The organism is Pseudomonas wenzhouensis (assembly GCF_021029445.1).
In the GTDB taxonomy this organism is placed as follows: domain Bacteria; phylum Pseudomonadota; class Gammaproteobacteria; order Pseudomonadales; family Pseudomonadaceae; genus Aquipseudomonas; species Aquipseudomonas wenzhouensis.
Window position 1 is genome coordinate 706,488 of sequence record NZ_CP072610.1, and the last position, 15,740, is coordinate 722,227.

A 15,740-nucleotide genomic window follows, 5' to 3' on the forward strand; every position below is an offset into this window, starting at 1 on the left:
TGTGCCGCCCGGATCGAGAGGGGAATGGCGAAATGGCAACGGTAGACCGCTGGCTGCTGCCAGATGGCATCGAAGAAGTACTGCCGCCGGAAGCGGCGCGCATCGAGGCGGCCCGCCGCCAAGTGCTGGATCTGTTCCAACTTTGGGGTTACGAGTTCGTCGTCACCCCCCATATCGAGTACCTGGAATCCCTGTTGACTGGCGCCGGTCAGGATCTTGACCTGCGTACCTTCAAGGTCACCGATCCGCTGTCCGGTCGGCAGATGGGCTTTCGTGCCGACATCACCCCGCAGGTGGCGCGCATCGACGCGCACACCCTGCGCCGCGAAGGGCCAAGCCGGCTGTGCTACGCCGGTAGCGTGCTGCATGCACAACCGCGTGCGCTGACCACCTCGCGTAGTCCGATTCAGCTGGGCGCCGAGTTGTATGGTGATGCCAGTCCGGCCAGCGATATCGAGGTGATCAGCCTGCTGGTCGAGACCCTCGAGCTGGCCGCGGTGCCGCATGTCCATATGGATCTCGGTCATGTTGGCATCTATCGCGGCCTGGCGCGTGCCGCGGGTTTATCCGGCGAAGCCGAGCAGCGGCTGTTCGATGCGTTGCAGCGCAAGGCCATGGACGAAATCGAGACCCTGACGGCGGCCTTGCCGGCTGGCCTGGGCAACATGCTGCGTTCGCTGGCCGAGCTGTGCGGCGGGCGTGAAGTGCTGGACCTGGCTCAGGCGGCGTTGGTCGAGGCACCGGATGCCGTGCACGCCGCGCTCGATGAGCTGGTGGCCATTGCTGATGCGCTGGAGTTGCGTTACCCGGAGTTGCCACTGTACTTCGATCTGGGCGAGTTGCGCGGCTACAACTACCACACCGGCGTGGTGTTCGCGGCGTTCGTGCCGGGCGAGGGTGGTGCAATTGCACAGGGCGGTCGTTACGACGATACCGGTGCCGTGTTCGGCCGGGCGCGTCCGGCCACCGGCTTCTCGACCGATCTGAAAACCCTGGTGACCCTGGGCGACATGCGTCTGGACGAGACGGTAACCGGTATCTGGGCACCGGATAATCATGACCTCTATCTGTGGCAGGCCGTTCGGCGTCTGCGTGGTGAGGGTGAGCGCGTGGTACAGGCGCTGCCCGGGCAGAGCGAGGCGGATGCGCGCGAAGCAGGCTGTGATCGCCTGCTGGCACTGCGCGATGGACGTTGGCAGGTGGCGCCCCTGGCGTCCTGAATTCATTTTCGCCGGCTCGCGGCCGGCATCGAAGCTTGCGCGAAGAGGACAAGTTTATGGGTAAGAATGTCGTCGTCCTGGGCACCCAGTGGGGTGATGAGGGCAAGGGCAAGATCGTCGACCTGCTCACCGAGCAGGCCGCAGCAGTCGTGCGTTATCAGGGTGGCCACAACGCTGGCCACACCCTGGTTATTGACGGTGAGAAGACCGTCCTACACCTGATTCCGTCCGGCATCCTGCGTGAAGGCGTCGAGTGCCTGATCGGCAATGGCGTGGTCGTTGCGCCCGACGCCCTGATGCGCGAAATCGTCAAGCTGGAAGAGAAGGGTGTGCCAGTGCGTGAGCGTCTGCGCATCAGCCCGGCCTGCCCGCTGATTCTGTCCTACCACGTGGCGCTGGATCAGGCGCGTGAGAAGGCGCGTGGCGATGCCAAGATCGGCACTACCGGTCGCGGTATCGGCCCGGCCTACGAAGACAAGGTCGCGCGTCGCGGCCTGCGTGTCGGTGACCTGTTTCACCGCGAGCGCTTCGCCGCCAAGCTGGGCGAGCTGCTGGATTACCACAACTTCCAGCTGGTCAACTTCTATAAAGAGCCGGCCATCGACTTCCAGAAGACACTCGACGAGTGCATGGAATACGCCGAGCTGCTCAAGCCGATGATGGCTGACGTCACCGCGGTGCTGCATGACCTGCGTCGTGAAGGCAAGGACATCATGTTCGAAGGTGCTCAGGGCTCGCTGTTGGACATCGACCACGGCACCTACCCCTACGTCACCAGTTCCAATACCACGGCAGGCGGTATCGCCACCGGTTCCGGTTTCGGCCCGCTGTACCTGGATTACATCCTCGGTATCACCAAGGCCTACACCACCCGTGTCGGTTCCGGCCCGTTCCCGACCGAGCTGTTCGACGACGTTGGCGCCTTCCTCGCCAAGCGCGGTCACGAGTTCGGCGCGACCACCGGGCGTGCCCGTCGTTGTGGCTGGTTCGATGCGGTAATCCTGCGTCGCGCCATCGAGATCAACAGCATCTCCGGTCTGTGCCTGACCAAGCTGGACGTGCTCGACGGCCTGGAAACCATCCGCATCTGCACCGGCTACAAGGACGCCAATGACCAGGTATTGGTCGATGCGCCGACTGACGCCGACAGCTACATCGGCCTGCAGCCGGTCTATGAGGAAATGCCGGGCTGGAGCGAGTCCACTCTGGGCGCCAAGACCCTGGAAGACCTGCCGGCCGCTGCTCGCGCCTACATCAAGCGCGTGGAAGAGCTGGTCGGTGCGCCGATCGACATCATCTCCACCGGTCCTGATCGCAACGAGACGATCGTGTTGCGTCATCCGTTCGCCTGATGGGGCGCTGCTGACGCGTCACGAGAGCCGCCTTCGGGCGGCTTTTTCGTGGGCGCTGACGGAGCGGTTCCAGTGTTTCGGGCATGTGCTTTGCTTGTATTAAACAAATCCCGGAAGTCGCCGTTATAGTCGTTACGGTCGTTGAGGAGTGTCGCCAGTGTTTGCCATCGTGTCCATGTTGCGTAGTCGTTTGCTGCGCCCGGTTTTCGTCGCGCTTGGTCTGGCCATGCTGGTGCAGGTCGGTTTGGCGGTTTGGCTGATGCGTGCCTCGGTCGATGGCATGGTCGAAGACCTGGTGCAGCGCCTGGGAGGCGAGAGTCGCCGTCTTGGCGAGGAATTGAGCCTGGCTGAGCGTGAGATGACCCAGGGCCTGGCGGCGTTGTCGAGCAGTACGCGGTCGCGCCTGGGGGAGGGGCTTTCCAGTCAGCTGAAGGACGAGCAGGCGCAGCTGCGGGTGGTGCTGGAAAACAACCTGAAGCAGTCTGGTCAGGCGCTGGCGCAGTTGCTGGCCGGGGTTGCACCGAAGTCGATCTGGGATCTGGACATTCCGGCGCTCACCTCGCTCACGCGCATTGCCCAGCAGGATCCGGCGGTGTTGTTCGCCATCATCTATGACGCCGAAGGCAAGCGCCTGACCCGCAATTTCAATCGCAGCAATGCGCAGGTACGTGAGCTGGTCGCTGCTGGTCAGGGTGACTCGCCATTGGAAAAACTGGTCGATGCAGCCTCGCGTGATCCGCGCGTATACGTGGTCGAGGCGCAAATCAGCCCGATGGGGGCGTCGATCGGCAAGGTGCAGATGGGTTTGTCGCTGGATGTGGTGGAGAAGGAGCTGGCAGCGCTGGATGGCCGTTTTGCCACATTGGTCGAAGGGGCGGGTGTGCTGGTCGACAGCAGCCTGGCCGGTGCCTCCGAAGAAGCCGCTGGTGCGCTGCGTGAGCGTCTGCAGTCGGCCGAGCGCTATACCCAGGAAATGGCCCGTAACGGTGGCGAGTCGGTGCGTGTAGCGGCTGATTCGCTGCGGTGGAACATTGCCATGGGGCTGTTGGTCGTGGGGGCGTTGGCAATGCTGGTGGTCGCCCTTGTGTTGGGATGGCGGGTGCTCAGCCGGCTGCGTTTGCTCAGTGCCGCGCTCAACGACCTGGCAGCGGGTGAGGGGGATCTGACGCGACGCGTCAGTATCGACAGCCGTGATGAAGTCGGCGAGATGGCGGATGCGGTCAATCGTTTCATCGCCAAGCTGCAGCCCATCGTGCGTGAGTCCGGTGAAGTGGCGCTGCGCACCGGTGAGCAGATCCGCAGCCTGACTCAGCGTGGCGTTGCGGCCGAGGCCGCAGCCGGTCGTCAGCGCGATGAGGTGGCGGGCAGTCTGCAGGCGTTGGAGCAGATGGCCGATGAGGCGCAGGCAGAAAGCCAGGCCATGCAGGAGGCGCTGCAGCGTGTCGATACCATCCGTCAGGCCGCGCACGAAAATGCGGCGATTGCTCAGCGTCTGTCCGCGCTGATCGAAGGTCTGGTGGCTCGGGTGGCTGATGGTTCGGCGGTGATCGAGCGGCTGGCCAAGCAGAGCGAGCAGATCGAAGTGGTGCTGACGGTGATTCAGTCCATCGCCGAGCAGACCAACCTGCTCGCGCTCAATGCGGCCATCGAGGCGGCGCGCGCGGGCGAGAGTGGGCGTGGCTTCGCCGTGGTGGCCGACGAGGTGCGGGCGCTGGCAAGCAAGACCCAGCAGTCCACGGGCGATATCCAGACGCATATCGCGGCATTGCAGCGTGGCGCGCAGGAGGCGGTTGCTGCCATCGCTCAGGCAGGTGCGCAGGGCAGCGAGGGGTTGGAGGTGCTGCGTGACAGTGCGCGCCTGCAGCAGTCGGTGCAGCAATCGGTGGATGATGTGCACGGCGCCATCAATGCGGCGACTCAGGCGGCGGCGCATCAGGCAGAAGGTGCAGGCGCTGTGCGTGGGCGTGTCGAGATCATTCATGCCGAGGCGCAGCATGCGGCGGAGGCGGTGGCGGCGATTGCCGGCAATGCGCGCGCGCTGGACGAACTGGCGGCGCAGCTCAAGGCCAGCCTGGGTCAGTTCAAGGTGTAGGGTGCGCTGGGCGCACCTTGCGTGCGGGCCACTTTTGCGCAGGCAATAAAAAACCGAGTCATAAGACTCGGTTTTTTGAATTTTGGTGCCCAGGAGAAGACTCGAACTTCCACGGCCGTTAAGCCACTGATACCTGAAACCAGCGCGTCTACCAATTCCGCCACCTGGGCACTGCAGCAATGTTCGTCGTTACCGACACGGAGCGTTGCATCCGTTATTTGCAAAATGGCTTATCAGACCATTTCACGAAATTTGGTGCCCAGGAGAAGACTCGAACTTCCACGGCCGTTAAGCCACTGATACCTGAAACCAGCGCGTCTACCAATTCCGCCACCTGGGCACTGAAACTGATGAATCATCATCTGCTTCGTGTTACAACGTCCGCTCGACGCTGTGGGCGCGAACTATACGGGCGGGCATTTACCTTGTAAACCCCTGACCGCAAAAAAATTATTGTCGCCGGAAAAGCTGCCGCGAATGACGTTTTCGCGCTTCAATAGGCAGATGGCATACACCTTTATACATAAGCATAGGTAATCCTTCCTACATGGCCGATTGGCAATCCCTCGATCCCGAGGCCGCCCGCGAGGCGGAAAAATACGACAACCCCATCCCCAGCCGCGAACTGATTCTGGCCCATCTGGCCGAGCGTGGTTCGCCTGCCAGCCGTGAGCAACTGGTCGAAGAGTTCGGTCTCGATACCGACGACCAGCTCGAAGCGCTGCGTCGCCGTCTGCGTGCCATGGAGCGCGACGGCCAGCTCATCTATACCCGTCGCGGCACCTACGCGCCGGTGGACAAGCTCGATCTGATCTGCGGGCGTATCAGTGGTCACCGCGATGGCTTTGGCTTCCTCGTGCCCGATGACGGCAGTGACGATCTGTTCCTTAGCCCGGCGCAGATGCGCCTGGTGTTCGATCGTGATCGTGCGCTGGTGCGTGTCGCCGGGTTCGACCGCCGTGGTCGCCGTGAAGGTGGCATCGTCGAAGTGATCGAGCGCGCCCATGAAAGTATCGTCGGGCGCTATTACGAAGAAAATGGTATTGGCTTTGTTGTCGCCGACAACCCGAAGATCCAGCAGGAAGTGCTGGTCACGCCGGGGCGCACGGCCGGTGCACGCATCGGCCAGTTCGTCGAGATCAAGATCACGCACTGGCCGACCTCACGTTTTCAGCCACAGGGCGATATCGTCGAGGTGATCGGCAACTACATGGCGCCGGGCATGGAGATCGACGTCGCGCTGCGTAGCTACGACATTCCGCACGTCTGGCCCGAGGCGGTGGTCAAGGAAGCGCGCAAGCTCAAGCCTGAAGTGGACGAGAAGGACAAGGAGAAGCGCATCGATCTGCGTCACCTGCCGTTCGTCACCATCGATGGTGAAGATGCGCGCGACTTCGACGATGCGGTGTACTGCGAGAAGAACAGCAGCCGCTGGAAGCTGTTCTCCGGTGGCTGGAAGCTCTACGTGGCCATCGCCGACGTGTCGCACTACGTCAAGGTCGGTTCGGCACTGGATGCCGAGGCGGTCGAGCGTGGCAACTCGGTGTACTTCCCCGAGCGCGTCGTGCCGATGCTGCCGGAGGAGTTGTCCAACGGTCTGTGCTCGCTCAACCCGCATGTCGATCGTTTGGCCATGGTCTGCGAAATGACCATGTCCAAGAGCGGCCAGATGGTCGACTACAAGTTCTACGAAGCGGTGATCCACTCCCATGCGCGCCTGACCTACAACAAGGTCAGCCTGATGCTGGAAGACCCCAAGAGCAGCGAGGGCAAGTCCCTGCGCAGCGAGTACAAGGACGTCCTGCCGCACCTCAATCAGCTCTATGCGCTGTATCAGGTGCTGGTGGCGGCGCGACACGAGCGCGGCGCCATCGATTTCGAGACGCAGGAAACGCGCATCATCTTCGGCACCGACCGCAAGATCGACGAGATCCGCCCGACCCAGCGCAACGATGCGCACAAGCTGATCGAGGAGTGTATGCTGGCCGCCAACGTGGCCACCGCGCGCTTCATGCAGGATCACGAGATCCCGTCGTTGTACCGCGTGCACGACGGCCCGCCGCTGGAGCGCCTGGAGAAGCTCAAGGCGTTCCTCGGCGAGCTGGGTCTGTCGCTGCAACGCGGCAAGTCCAAGGACGGCCCGTCGCCCAAGGACTATCAGCGCCTGCTGGAAAGCATCCGCGAGCGCCCGGACTATCACCTGATCCAGACCGTGATGCTGCGTTCGCTCAGCCAGGCGGTATACAGCGCGCAGAACGAAGGGCACTTCGGTCTCAATTACGAGGCATATACCCACTTCACCTCGCCGATTCGCCGCTACCCCGACCTGCTGGTGCACCGCGCCATTCGCAGCGTGATCCGCTCCAAACGCGACACTAAGCACGTCGAGCGTGCCGGGGCCGCGATCATGCCCAAGGCGCGTATCTATCCGTACGACGAGGCCACGCTGGAGAAGCTCGGCGAGCAGTGCTCGATGACCGAGCGGCGTGCCGACGAAGCGACCCGCGACGTGGTCAACTGGCTCAAGTGCGAGTTCATGCAGGATCGTGTCGGCGAGACCTTCGCCGGTGTGATCACGGCGGTGACCGGTTTCGGCATTTTCGTCGAGTTGCGCGACATCTACGTCGAAGGTCTGGTGCACGTGACCGCGCTGCCGGCCGACTACTACCACTTCGACCCGGTTCACCATCGCCTGTCCGGCGAGCGCAGCGGCCGCAGCTTCCGCCTCGGCGACAGCGTCGAGGTCAAGGTGATGCGCGTCGATCTGGACGAGCGCAAGATCGACTTCGAGCTAAGCCAGGATAAGGCCGCCAAGGGTGACGATGCGCGGCGCGGCAAGCCCGACGGCATGGGCAATACCGATGTGCAGAAGAGTCGTGACGTGAAGAAGGCGTTGCTGGCGGGTGCCAAAGCAGGCAAGGGCGGTAGCGGCAAAAGTGCTGCCGGCAAGTCGGCGAGCACTGCACGCAAAGGTGCCGGGCGTGGCGACAGTGCCCCGCCAGCGGGCAGCAAGCCGCGTAAGCGTAAGGCCAAGTCATGAGTGATCTGGAAAAGATCTACGGCGTACATGCCGTGGAAGCCTTGCTGCGTCATCACCCCAAGCGGGTGAAGCAGGTCTGGCTGGCTGATGGTCGCAGTGATCCGCGGGTGCAGCCGTTGCTGGAGCTGGCTGCGCAGTCTCGGGTAAAAGTGGGGCAGTGCGAGCGCCGTGAAATGGATGCCTGGGTCGAGGGTGTGCACCAGGGTGTGATTGCGGATGTCAGCCCCAGCCAGGTCTGGGGCGAGGCGATGCTCGAAGAGTTGCTCGATCGTTGCGAAGGCCCGCCTTTGCTGCTGGTGCTCGATGGCGTGACCGATCCGCACAACCTGGGGGCTTGCCTGCGTACGGCAGATGCCGCCGGCGCGTTGGCGGTGATCGTGCCCAAGGACAAATCGGCCACCCTCAATGCCACGGTGCGCAAGGTTGCTTGTGGCGCTGCCGAGGTGATTCCGCTGGTGGCGGTGACCAACCTGGCGCGCAGTCTGGAGAAGTTGCAGCAGCGTGGCCTGTGGGTGGTCGGTACGGCCGGCGAGGCCGAGCAGGAAGTCTATGAGCAGGACATGACCGGCCCGACGGTGCTGGTCATGGGTGCCGAGGGCAAGGGCATGCGCCGCCTGACCCGTGAGCATTGCGATTACCTGGTCAAACTGCCCATGGCCGGCAGTGTCAGCAGTCTCAACGTCTCGGTGGCCACCGGCGTCTGCCTGTTCGAGGCGGTGCGCCAGCGTCAGGCCAAGCACAAGGGCTGACTGCTCAAATAATCGCCAATTCGTCTTGCGTGCGGCAGGGGGCTTCTCTAGAATGGCGCCCCTTGCTGTGACGGCAGGCCTTTTTGCGCCTACCGCCTGGCAAGCTCATCACGAGAAAAACCCACTCCTTGCCTGACCACCTGAGTTGGCAGGCTACAACCCGTAAGGAGCATTTATGCGTCATTACGAAATCATCTTTCTGGTTCACCCGGACCAGAGCGAGCAAGTCGGCGGCATGGTCGAGCGTTACACCAAGCTGATCGAAGAAGACGGTGGCAAGATTCACCGCCTGGAAGATTGGGGCCGTCGTCAGCTGGCTTACGCCATCAACAACGTCCACAAAGCCCACTACGTGATGCTCAACGTAGAGTGCACCGGCAAGGCCCTGGCCGAGCTGGAAGACAACTTCCGCTACAACGACGCCGTGATCCGTAACCTGGTCATCCGTCGCGACGAGGCCGTCACTGGCCAGTCCGAGATGCTGAAGGCCGAAGAAAACCGCAGTGAGCGCCGCGAGCGTCGTGAACGTCCTGAAAACGCCGATTCCAACGATGGCGATGACAGCGACAGCAACGACAGCGACAACGCTGACGAGTAATCCACGGATCTATTGAGGAGCCAATCACATGGCACGTTTCTTCCGTCGTCGTAAATTCTGCCGCTTCACCGCTGAAGACGTGAAAGAGATCGATTTCAAAGATCTCAACACCCTGAAGGCCTACATCTCGGAAACCGGCAAGATCGTTCCGAGCCGTATCACCGGTACCAAGGCTCGTTATCAGCGTCAGCTGGCCACCGCTATCAAGCGCGCCCGCTTCCTGGCCCTGCTGCCCTACACCGACAGCCACGGCCGCTGAGACCGGACAGTCGACAAGCGTTAAGGAATAGATCGCATGCGCGCCCTGGCTGAATACATCATGCGCGGCCGTATGCAGGCCACCCTCGTGGTGGTGGGATCGGCAGCGATGCCGCTGTTGTTCTGGTTGAGTGCCGCCGCTGGCAGCCTTGTGCTGTTGCGGCGTGGAGCCAGTGATGCCATGGGCATCCTGGCCTGGGCCATGCTGCCGGCGATTGCCTGGTGGTATTTCGGCGAACCGCGCACCTTGCTGGTGCTGGTGGGGGCGTTGAGCCTGGCGTTGTTGTTGCGCGCCAGTTGGACCTGGAACCGCATACTGCTGTGCAGTGTGGCACTGGGCCTGGTGTATGGATTGGTTCTTGGGGCAGTGTTCCGCGAACCCATCGCGGCCATGGCCGGCGAGCTGCAGAAGCTTTTGCCAACCATGTTCGATGGGGCTCACCAGCAATTGTCGGTGAGCGAACGCGAGCGTCTCGAGGCGTTGATCGCACCGGTGCTGACCGGATTGCTGGCGGCCTTGCTGCAGATCCTGAGCTTGCTGAGCCTGATTCTTGGGCGTTACTGGCAGGCCGTGCTGTACAACCCTGGCGGTTTCGGTCGCGAGTTTCGCGCCCTGAGACTGCCGCTGCCGCAGGCGCTGTTGCTGTTGGCGGGCATGGTGCTAGGTCCCAATCTGGGGCCGCAGTTGGCCATGCTCACGCCGCTGTGCAGTGTGCCGCTGCTGTTCGCCGGGATCGCCCTGGTGCACGGCCTGGTGGAGAAGGGTGGGCTCGCTCGCTTCTGGCTGGTGGGCATGTACATCACGCTCCTGCTGTTCATGCAGCTGATCTATCCGTTGCTGGTGGTCTTGGCCATCGTCGACAGTCTGTTTGATTTTCGCGGTCGCCTGGCGCGCAAGAACGGCCCGGGCTCTGCGAACGGTGAAGGTTAAAAGTTAAGAGGTAAGACCCAAATGGAAGTCATCCTGCTGGAAAAAATCGCCAACCTGGGCAACCTGGGCGACAAAGTGAACGTTAAAGCCGGTTACGGCCGTAACTTCCTGCTGCCGCAAGGCAAAGCCACTGCTGCCACCGAAGCCAACGTTGCTGCTTTCGAAGCACGTCGCGCCGAGCTGGAAAAACTGGCTGCCGAGAAGAAAGCGTCTGCTGAAACTCGCGCTGCTCAACTGGCTGAGCTGGAAGTCACCATCACCGCCACCGCTGGCGATGAAGGCAAGCTGTTCGGTTCCATCGGCACCCACGACATCGCTGACGCCCTGACCGCCTCCGGCGTTGAAGTGGCCAAAGCTGAAGTGCGCCTGCCGAACGGCACCATTCGCCAGGTTGGCGAATACGACGTAGCTGTGCACCTGCACACCGACGTCGAAGCCACCGTCAAGGTGATCGTGGTCGCTGCTTAATCAAGTAGCCGCCAAGCGGGCTTGCGCTGTAGCGCAGGTCTGCTGACAATCGGGCACGGCATCGCTTCGGCGATCCGTGCCCTTTGTTTTTCTATGGTCATGTCCCTGTCGGCGTTTTCTCGTAGGGTGGGCTTCAGCCCACGCGGGCTGGTGGGCTGAAGCCCACCCTACGGCTCCTGCGCCTGATGCAGACATGGTCTTCTATCGCAGTGTTTCCGTCCCGAGCCTATGAACGACATCAGCATTCCCGAACAGTACGACCTGCAAACTGCCGCCCTGAAAGTGCCACCGCACTCCATCGAGGCGGAACAGGCGGTGCTCGGCGGCCTGATGCTCGACAACAATGCCTGGGAGCGTGTGCTCGATGGTGTGTCGGACGTCGATTTCTATCGCCACGACCACCGCCTGATCTTCCGCGCCATCTTCAAGCTGGCCGAGCGAAACGAACCTTTTGACGTGGTGACTCTGTCCGAGCAGTTGGACAAGGAAGGGCAGCTATCGCAGGTCGGTGGCCTGGCTTATCTCGCCGAGCTGGCGAAGAACACGCCGTCGGTGGCCAACATCAAGGCCTATGCGCAGATCATTCGTGAGCGCGCCACGCTGCGCAAACTTATCAGCATCAGCAACGAGATTGCCGACAGGGCTTACGCCCCGGAAGGCCGCACTGGCGAGGAAATTCTCGACGAAGCGGAGCGCCTGATCTTCCAGATCGCCGAAGACCGCCCCAAGACCGGTGGGCCGGTGGGTATCAACGACATTCTGGTCAAGGCCATTGACCGCATCGACACGCTGTTCAACAACGGTGACGCGATCACCGGCCTGTCCACCGGTTTCGACGATCTGGATAACCTGACCAGTGGCCTGCAGCCTGCTGACATGATCATCGTCGCCGGCCGTCCGTCGATGGGTAAGACCACCTTCGCCATGAACCTGGTGGAAAACGCGCTGATGCGTAGCGACAAGGCGATTCTCGTCTACTCGCTGGAGATGCCGTCGGAATCCATCGTGATTCGTATGCTCGCCTCGCTGGGGCGTATCGACCAGACCAAGGTACGTGCCGGTCAGCTCGATGACGATGACTGGCCACGCCTGACCAGTGCGGTCAACCTGCTCAATGATCGCAAGCTATTCATCGACGATACCGCCGGTATTTCCCCGAGCGAGATGCGTGCGCGCACGCGACGTCTGGCGCGCGAGCACGGCGAGATCGGCCTGATCATGGTCGACTACCTGCAGCTGATGCAGATCCCGGGCTCCAGCGGCGACAGCCGGGTCAACGAGATTTCCGAGATTTCGCGCTCGCTCAAGGGGCTGGCCAAGGAATTCAATTGCCCGGTCATCGCCCTGTCGCAGCTCAACCGTGGTCTGGAACAGCGCCCTAACAAGCGCCCGATCAACTCCGACTTGCGTGAGTCCGGTGCAATCGAGCAGGACGCCGACATCATCCTGTTCGTCTACCGCGATGAGGTGTATCACCCCGAGACCGAGTACAAGGGCGTGGCCGAGATCATCATCGGCAAGCAGCGTAACGGCCCGCTGGGCACCGCGCGCCTGGCCTTCCTCGGCAAGTATTCGCGCTTCGAGAACCTGGCGCCGGGTAGCTACCAGTTCGACGACGAATGAGATTCTCAGCACGGGCGTCGTAGGGGCGAGCTCTGTAGCCCGGATGAAATCCAGGGCTCTCGGCGCAGAAGCCCCCGGATTGCATCCGGGCTACGCTCTAGATCAATGAAAACGGGCGCCCAGCGGTTAAGATGGGCGCCCGTTTTTCGTTCAGGCCTTCTGTCATGCGTCCGCTTGCCGCCATCGTCGACCTTTCCGCCATCGCTCATAACTACGCCGTCGCCAAGCGCTGCGCGCCCGGGCGTCAGGCCTTCGCCGTGGTCAAGGCCAATGCCTACGGGCATGGCGTGCGTGAGGTGGTGACGGCGCTGCACGAGGTTGCCGATGGCTTTGCCGTGGCCTGCCTGGAGGAGGCGGCCGAGGTGCGCGCCATGCATGGTGAGGCGCGCATCCTGCTGCTCGAGGGCTGCTTCGAGGCCAGTGAATACGCCATCGCCGCGCAGCTTGGACTGGATGTGGTGGTGCAGAGCGCGGCGCAGGCAGAGGCGCTGATTGCTGCTGAGTTGGCGCGTCCGCTCAATGTCTGGCTCAAGCTCGACTCCGGCATGCATCGCCTGGGTTTCGACGCCGCCAGCCTGCGTCAGTGGCATGCGCGGCTGGAAGACGCTGAGCAGGTCGCCGAGCTCAACCTGCTCAGCCACTTCGCCTGCGCCGACGAGCGCGGTCATCCGCTGACCGAACAGCAGGTCGAGCGTTTTCTCGATCTGCTGGATCTGGATTTCAATCATCGCTCACTGGCCAACTCGGCGGCCGTGCTGACCATTCCTGCCGCGCATATGGACTGGCTGCGCCCCGGCATCATGCTCTATGGCGCCACACCATTCGCCGAGCTGAGCGCACGCGAACTGGGGCTGAAATCGGCCATGACCCTGGCTGCGCGGGTGATCGCCGTGCGTGAAGTTGCAGCCGGTGAGAGCGTTGGTTATGGCGCGACCTGGGTGGCCGAGCGGCCTTCGCGTATCGCCACGGTCAGCTGCGGTTATGCCGATGGTTATCCGCGCCATGCGCCCAGCGGTACGCCGGTGTTGGTCGAGGGGCAGCGTGCTGTGCTGGCGGGCCGGGTGTCGATGGACATGCTGGCGGTGGATATCACGGATCTGCCCGAGGCCGATATCGATTCGCCGGTGGAGCTGTGGGGCAGTCAGTTGCCAGTGGATGAGGTGGCCGCGGCGTGTGGCACCATTGGCTACGAGTTACTGACCAAGGTTACCGCGCGGGTGCCGCGACGCTATATCGGCTAACGCTAGCCCTGCCGTGTGCTCAGGCCAGGCCACTGGATACTTTCAGTACATCCAGCTGTAGGCAGGCCTGCTCGCTCAGCTCACCATCGTCGCCATGCACGCGTAGGCCCGAACGCCCTTGCTCCTTGACCCGGTAAAGAGCTGTATCGGCTGCTTTGTAAATGCCAGTGAAGTTCTTCGCATGGCGCGGATAGAGCGCCACGCCGATGCTGATGGTCACCTGCAGACGTTCGGCGCCGTAGTGCACGGGGGCCGCCAGCTCAGCCAGCAGGCGCTCGGCAATTTCCCGGGCCTGGCTTTCGGCATCGCTGCCACAGATCAGCGCGGCGAATTCATCGCCGCCCAGGCGGGCCACCGCATCACCGGCGCGCACATGTTCACGCAGGCGCCTGGCAATTACCTGCAGCATCAGATCACCAGCCGCGTGGCCAAAACGGTCATTGATCGGCTTGAAGTGATCCAGATCAATCAGCAGCAGCGCGATGCTTTCCTTGTGCCGCTCGGCGTGCGCCAGGGCTGATTCACAGCGCTCGACCAGGTAGCGGCGGTTGGGTAGTTCGGTGAGCGAGTCGTGGAAGGCGGCGTATTGCAGTTCGCGCTCGCGATCACGCAGCTGCTCGTTGGTTGCGGCCAGTTCGGCGGTACGCATGGTCACTGCCGCCTGAAGTTCGTCGGCGCTGGCCTGCAGTTGGGCTAGGCGCGCGGTCTTCTCGCGGTCCGCCTGCTGCAGCGCGACAGCGCGTTCCTGCTTGAGTATCTGGATGCGGTAAGCCAGGGCAAAGGAGAACAGGATGGATTCGGCGGCCACGGCCAGCGGGAAGATGTAAGCGTTCCACTCGGCTGGTTGCAGCACGCCGGTGGTGCGCAGCAGGAGGATGCTGACGCTGCCCAGGACCAGACCGTAGCCGTAGAGATACAGCTGCGCCGGGAAGAAGCCCTGGCGCCAGCGTATCAGGGCGCTGCCCAACGCAGCGGGGATGCTGGTCAGAGACAGCAGGGCGATGGCCCATGCGGCCAGGTAACGCTGCTCGAACAGGTTCAGGACGATGGCGATGAGGTAGATCACGCAGGCCATGTTCAGCAGGTGATGCGCCCAGCGCACGTAGACACGCGTTTGCAGCAGGGCCTGGGTGAAGCGGCTGGCGAACAGCCCCCACAGCGATGGCAGGGTAATGCGGTCGAGCCATGGCGGTACCGCATAATTCGGCCACAGGTACTGCGCGCCGTGACCGGTCATGCTCATGATGAACAGCAGGGCGAAGGCGGTGGTCAGCACATACCAGAAATAGGCCTTGTCGCGCAGCGAGATGAGGATGAACAGGTTGTACAGCAGCAGTGCGAAGACCACGCCGTAGATGACGCCGAGTGCCAGATTCTCGCGGGTGGCCAGTTGCGTGAGGTCGTCGAGCTGCCAGATGCGCAGCGGGAAGGAGTTGCCCGCCGGGTCGAAGGCACGCAGGTAGAAGGTCGTTGGCTGTTCACCCAGGGCTGGCAGGTCGAACACCATGCGTCGGTAGGGGTGGTCGCGGTTCTCGCTGAAGGCGACGCGCTCGCCGGCTTGACGCACCAGCCAGCCGCCCTGGCCGTCGGGTTGATGGAGCTGCAGGTCGAGTTGGGTCACCGAGCCCACTTCCAGTACCCAGTGGGCGGGTGCCTGCTCATCACGCTGCAGGGCGAGTTTGACCCACCAGGGGTTCAGACTTTGGCCAACGCTGGCGCGGCCATTGGCGGGCTGAAAGCGTGCCTGCTGTTCGGGGGCGGTAATGTTGTCGATGCTCAGTGTGCCCTGAGTATCCTCCAGTAGCTCGATATGGGCATTGAGCGGCATGCCGCTACTGGCGTCGGTGAGCACCATGGATGCGTGTGCCAGGCCGCAAGCGGACAAGCCCAGCAGAACAACGAGCAGGAGAATATGGCGCTGCAGCATAGGTTTCCCGAAAACAGCTGGCCGACTTTCTGAGTATATGCTCAGGATTGTTATCCGACGTAAACAAATATGGCATTAGGCTATTGCGCAAGCATGACGGCCACTTTCATCCTTCTTGTTAGCTGGATGGCGTCATGGCTAGCCCTGTGTGGGAGGGAGCGGCGCCCATCTTTTCGTGGCTTGCGCGGTATCATTAAACCCAGTGCAGTAGTCTGGTTTGGTCAATTTTTGTGCTATCATC

12 protein-coding genes, 2 tRNA genes and 1 pseudogene are annotated in these 15,740 nt (G+C 62.5%); 12 read left to right on the top strand and 3 right to left on the bottom strand.

Translation table 11 applies throughout. The features are described 5' to 3' along the window. Nucleotides 1–32: 32 nt before the first annotated feature. From J7655_RS03225 to J7655_RS20890, 4 genes and pseudogenes are all read left to right on the top strand, one after another. Entirely contained in the window at nucleotides 33–1,220 is a 1,188-nt protein-coding gene (locus J7655_RS03225) for an ATP phosphoribosyltransferase regulatory subunit (protein ID WP_230926547.1), read from the top strand. A gap of 56 nt (nucleotides 1,221–1,276) precedes the next feature. Next, the gene (locus J7655_RS03230; RefSeq protein WP_230926548.1) at nucleotides 1,277–2,572 is read left to right on the top strand and encodes an adenylosuccinate synthase; all 1,296 of its coding nucleotides are present in this window, start codon (nucleotides 1,277–1,279) and stop codon (nucleotides 2,570–2,572) included. A gap of 1,066 nt (nucleotides 2,573–3,638) precedes the next feature. Next, nucleotides 3,639–3,806: pseudogene (locus J7655_RS20885) on the top strand (HAMP domain-containing protein); the annotation flags it as partial. Next, entirely contained in the window at nucleotides 3,780–4,664 is an 885-nt protein-coding gene (locus tag J7655_RS20890; RefSeq protein WP_420850929.1) for a methyl-accepting chemotaxis protein, read from the top strand. The pseudogene J7655_RS20885 and the gene J7655_RS20890, both read left to right, overlap by 27 nt. A gap of 83 nt (nucleotides 4,665–4,747) precedes the next feature. Here the strand turns inward: J7655_RS20890 and J7655_RS03240 are convergent. Then, nucleotides 4,748–4,834 (bottom strand) — tRNA-Leu (locus J7655_RS03240). An 83-nt stretch (nucleotides 4,835–4,917) separates the two neighbouring features. After that, nucleotides 4,918–5,004: transfer RNA gene (locus J7655_RS03245), tRNA-Leu, on the bottom strand. 207 nt (nucleotides 5,005–5,211) lie between these two features. Between J7655_RS03245 and rnr the strand changes: the two genes are divergently transcribed. The 8 genes from rnr to alr all read left to right on the top strand — a co-directional run bounded on the left by rnr (nucleotide 5,212) and on the right by alr (nucleotide 13,572). Beyond that, nucleotides 5,212–7,704: a ribonuclease R gene (gene rnr, locus J7655_RS03250; protein ID WP_230926550.1), complete on the top strand. Its 2,493-nt coding sequence runs from the start codon at nucleotides 5,212–5,214 to the stop codon at nucleotides 7,702–7,704. After that, complete coding sequence (gene rlmB / locus J7655_RS03255) at nucleotides 7,701–8,453, top strand: 23S rRNA (guanosine(2251)-2'-O)-methyltransferase RlmB (protein WP_230926551.1); 753 nt, start codon at nucleotides 7,701–7,703, stop codon at nucleotides 8,451–8,453. The genes rnr and rlmB overlap by 4 nt, the downstream gene beginning before the upstream one ends. Before the next feature lie 175 nt (nucleotides 8,454–8,628). After that, nucleotides 8,629–9,051 (top strand): 30S ribosomal protein S6, encoded by a 423-nt coding sequence (gene rpsF / locus J7655_RS03260; protein ID WP_230926552.1) that lies wholly within the window; start codon nucleotides 8,629–8,631, stop codon nucleotides 9,049–9,051. Nucleotides 9,052–9,079: 28 nt separating this feature from the next. Next, nucleotides 9,080–9,310, top strand: coding sequence for a 30S ribosomal protein S18 (gene rpsR, locus J7655_RS03265; protein WP_003246847.1), 231 nt, complete (start codon nucleotides 9,080–9,082; stop codon nucleotides 9,308–9,310). A gap of 36 nt (nucleotides 9,311–9,346) precedes the next feature. Beyond that, complete coding sequence (locus J7655_RS03270) at nucleotides 9,347–10,240, top strand: YybS family protein (RefSeq protein WP_230926553.1); 894 nt, start codon at nucleotides 9,347–9,349, stop codon at nucleotides 10,238–10,240. 21 nt (nucleotides 10,241–10,261) lie between these two features. Then, nucleotides 10,262–10,708, top strand: coding sequence for a 50S ribosomal protein L9 (gene rplI, locus J7655_RS03275; protein WP_230926554.1), 447 nt, complete (start codon nucleotides 10,262–10,264; stop codon nucleotides 10,706–10,708). 228 nt (nucleotides 10,709–10,936) lie between these two features. Then, complete coding sequence (dnaB, locus tag J7655_RS03280) at nucleotides 10,937–12,331, top strand: replicative DNA helicase (RefSeq protein WP_230926555.1); 1,395 nt, start codon at nucleotides 10,937–10,939, stop codon at nucleotides 12,329–12,331. A 164-nt stretch (nucleotides 12,332–12,495) separates the two neighbouring features. Further along, on the top strand, nucleotides 12,496–13,572 hold the full coding sequence (gene alr, locus J7655_RS03285; RefSeq protein ID WP_230926556.1) for an alanine racemase: 1,077 nt from the start codon (nucleotides 12,496–12,498) through the stop codon (nucleotides 13,570–13,572). 19 nt (nucleotides 13,573–13,591) lie between these two features. Here the strand turns inward: alr and J7655_RS03290 are convergent, their stop codons facing one another. Next, nucleotides 13,592–15,499, bottom strand: a complete 1,908-nt coding sequence (locus J7655_RS03290; RefSeq protein WP_230926557.1) for a diguanylate cyclase — start codon at nucleotides 15,497–15,499, stop codon at nucleotides 13,592–13,594. Nucleotides 15,500–15,740 lie beyond the last annotated feature (241 nt).

Coding starts and splice junctions, on each gene's coding strand:
- dnaB (WP_230926555.1), top strand. CDS start 10,937: ATGAACGACATCAGCATTCCCGAACAGTACGACCTGCAAACTGCCGCC.
- J7655_RS03290 (WP_230926557.1), bottom strand. CDS start 15,499: ATGCTGCAGCGCCATATTCTCCTGCTCGTTGTTCTGCTGGGCTTGTCC.
- rlmB (WP_230926551.1), top strand. CDS start 7,701: ATGAGTGATCTGGAAAAGATCTACGGCGTACATGCCGTGGAAGCCTTG.
- J7655_RS03225 (WP_230926547.1), top strand. CDS start 33: ATGGCAACGGTAGACCGCTGGCTGCTGCCAGATGGCATCGAAGAAGTA.
- rnr (WP_230926550.1), top strand. CDS start 5,212: ATGGCCGATTGGCAATCCCTCGATCCCGAGGCCGCCCGCGAGGCGGAA.
- J7655_RS20890 (WP_420850929.1), top strand. CDS start 3,780: ATGGCGGATGCGGTCAATCGTTTCATCGCCAAGCTGCAGCCCATCGTG.
- rpsR (WP_003246847.1), top strand. CDS start 9,080: ATGGCACGTTTCTTCCGTCGTCGTAAATTCTGCCGCTTCACCGCTGAA.
- alr (WP_230926556.1), top strand. CDS start 12,496: ATGCGTCCGCTTGCCGCCATCGTCGACCTTTCCGCCATCGCTCATAAC.
- rplI (WP_230926554.1), top strand. CDS start 10,262: ATGGAAGTCATCCTGCTGGAAAAAATCGCCAACCTGGGCAACCTGGGC.
- J7655_RS03230 (WP_230926548.1), top strand. CDS start 1,277: ATGGGTAAGAATGTCGTCGTCCTGGGCACCCAGTGGGGTGATGAGGGC.
- J7655_RS03270 (WP_230926553.1), top strand. CDS start 9,347: ATGCGCGCCCTGGCTGAATACATCATGCGCGGCCGTATGCAGGCCACC.
- rpsF (WP_230926552.1), top strand. CDS start 8,629: ATGCGTCATTACGAAATCATCTTTCTGGTTCACCCGGACCAGAGCGAG.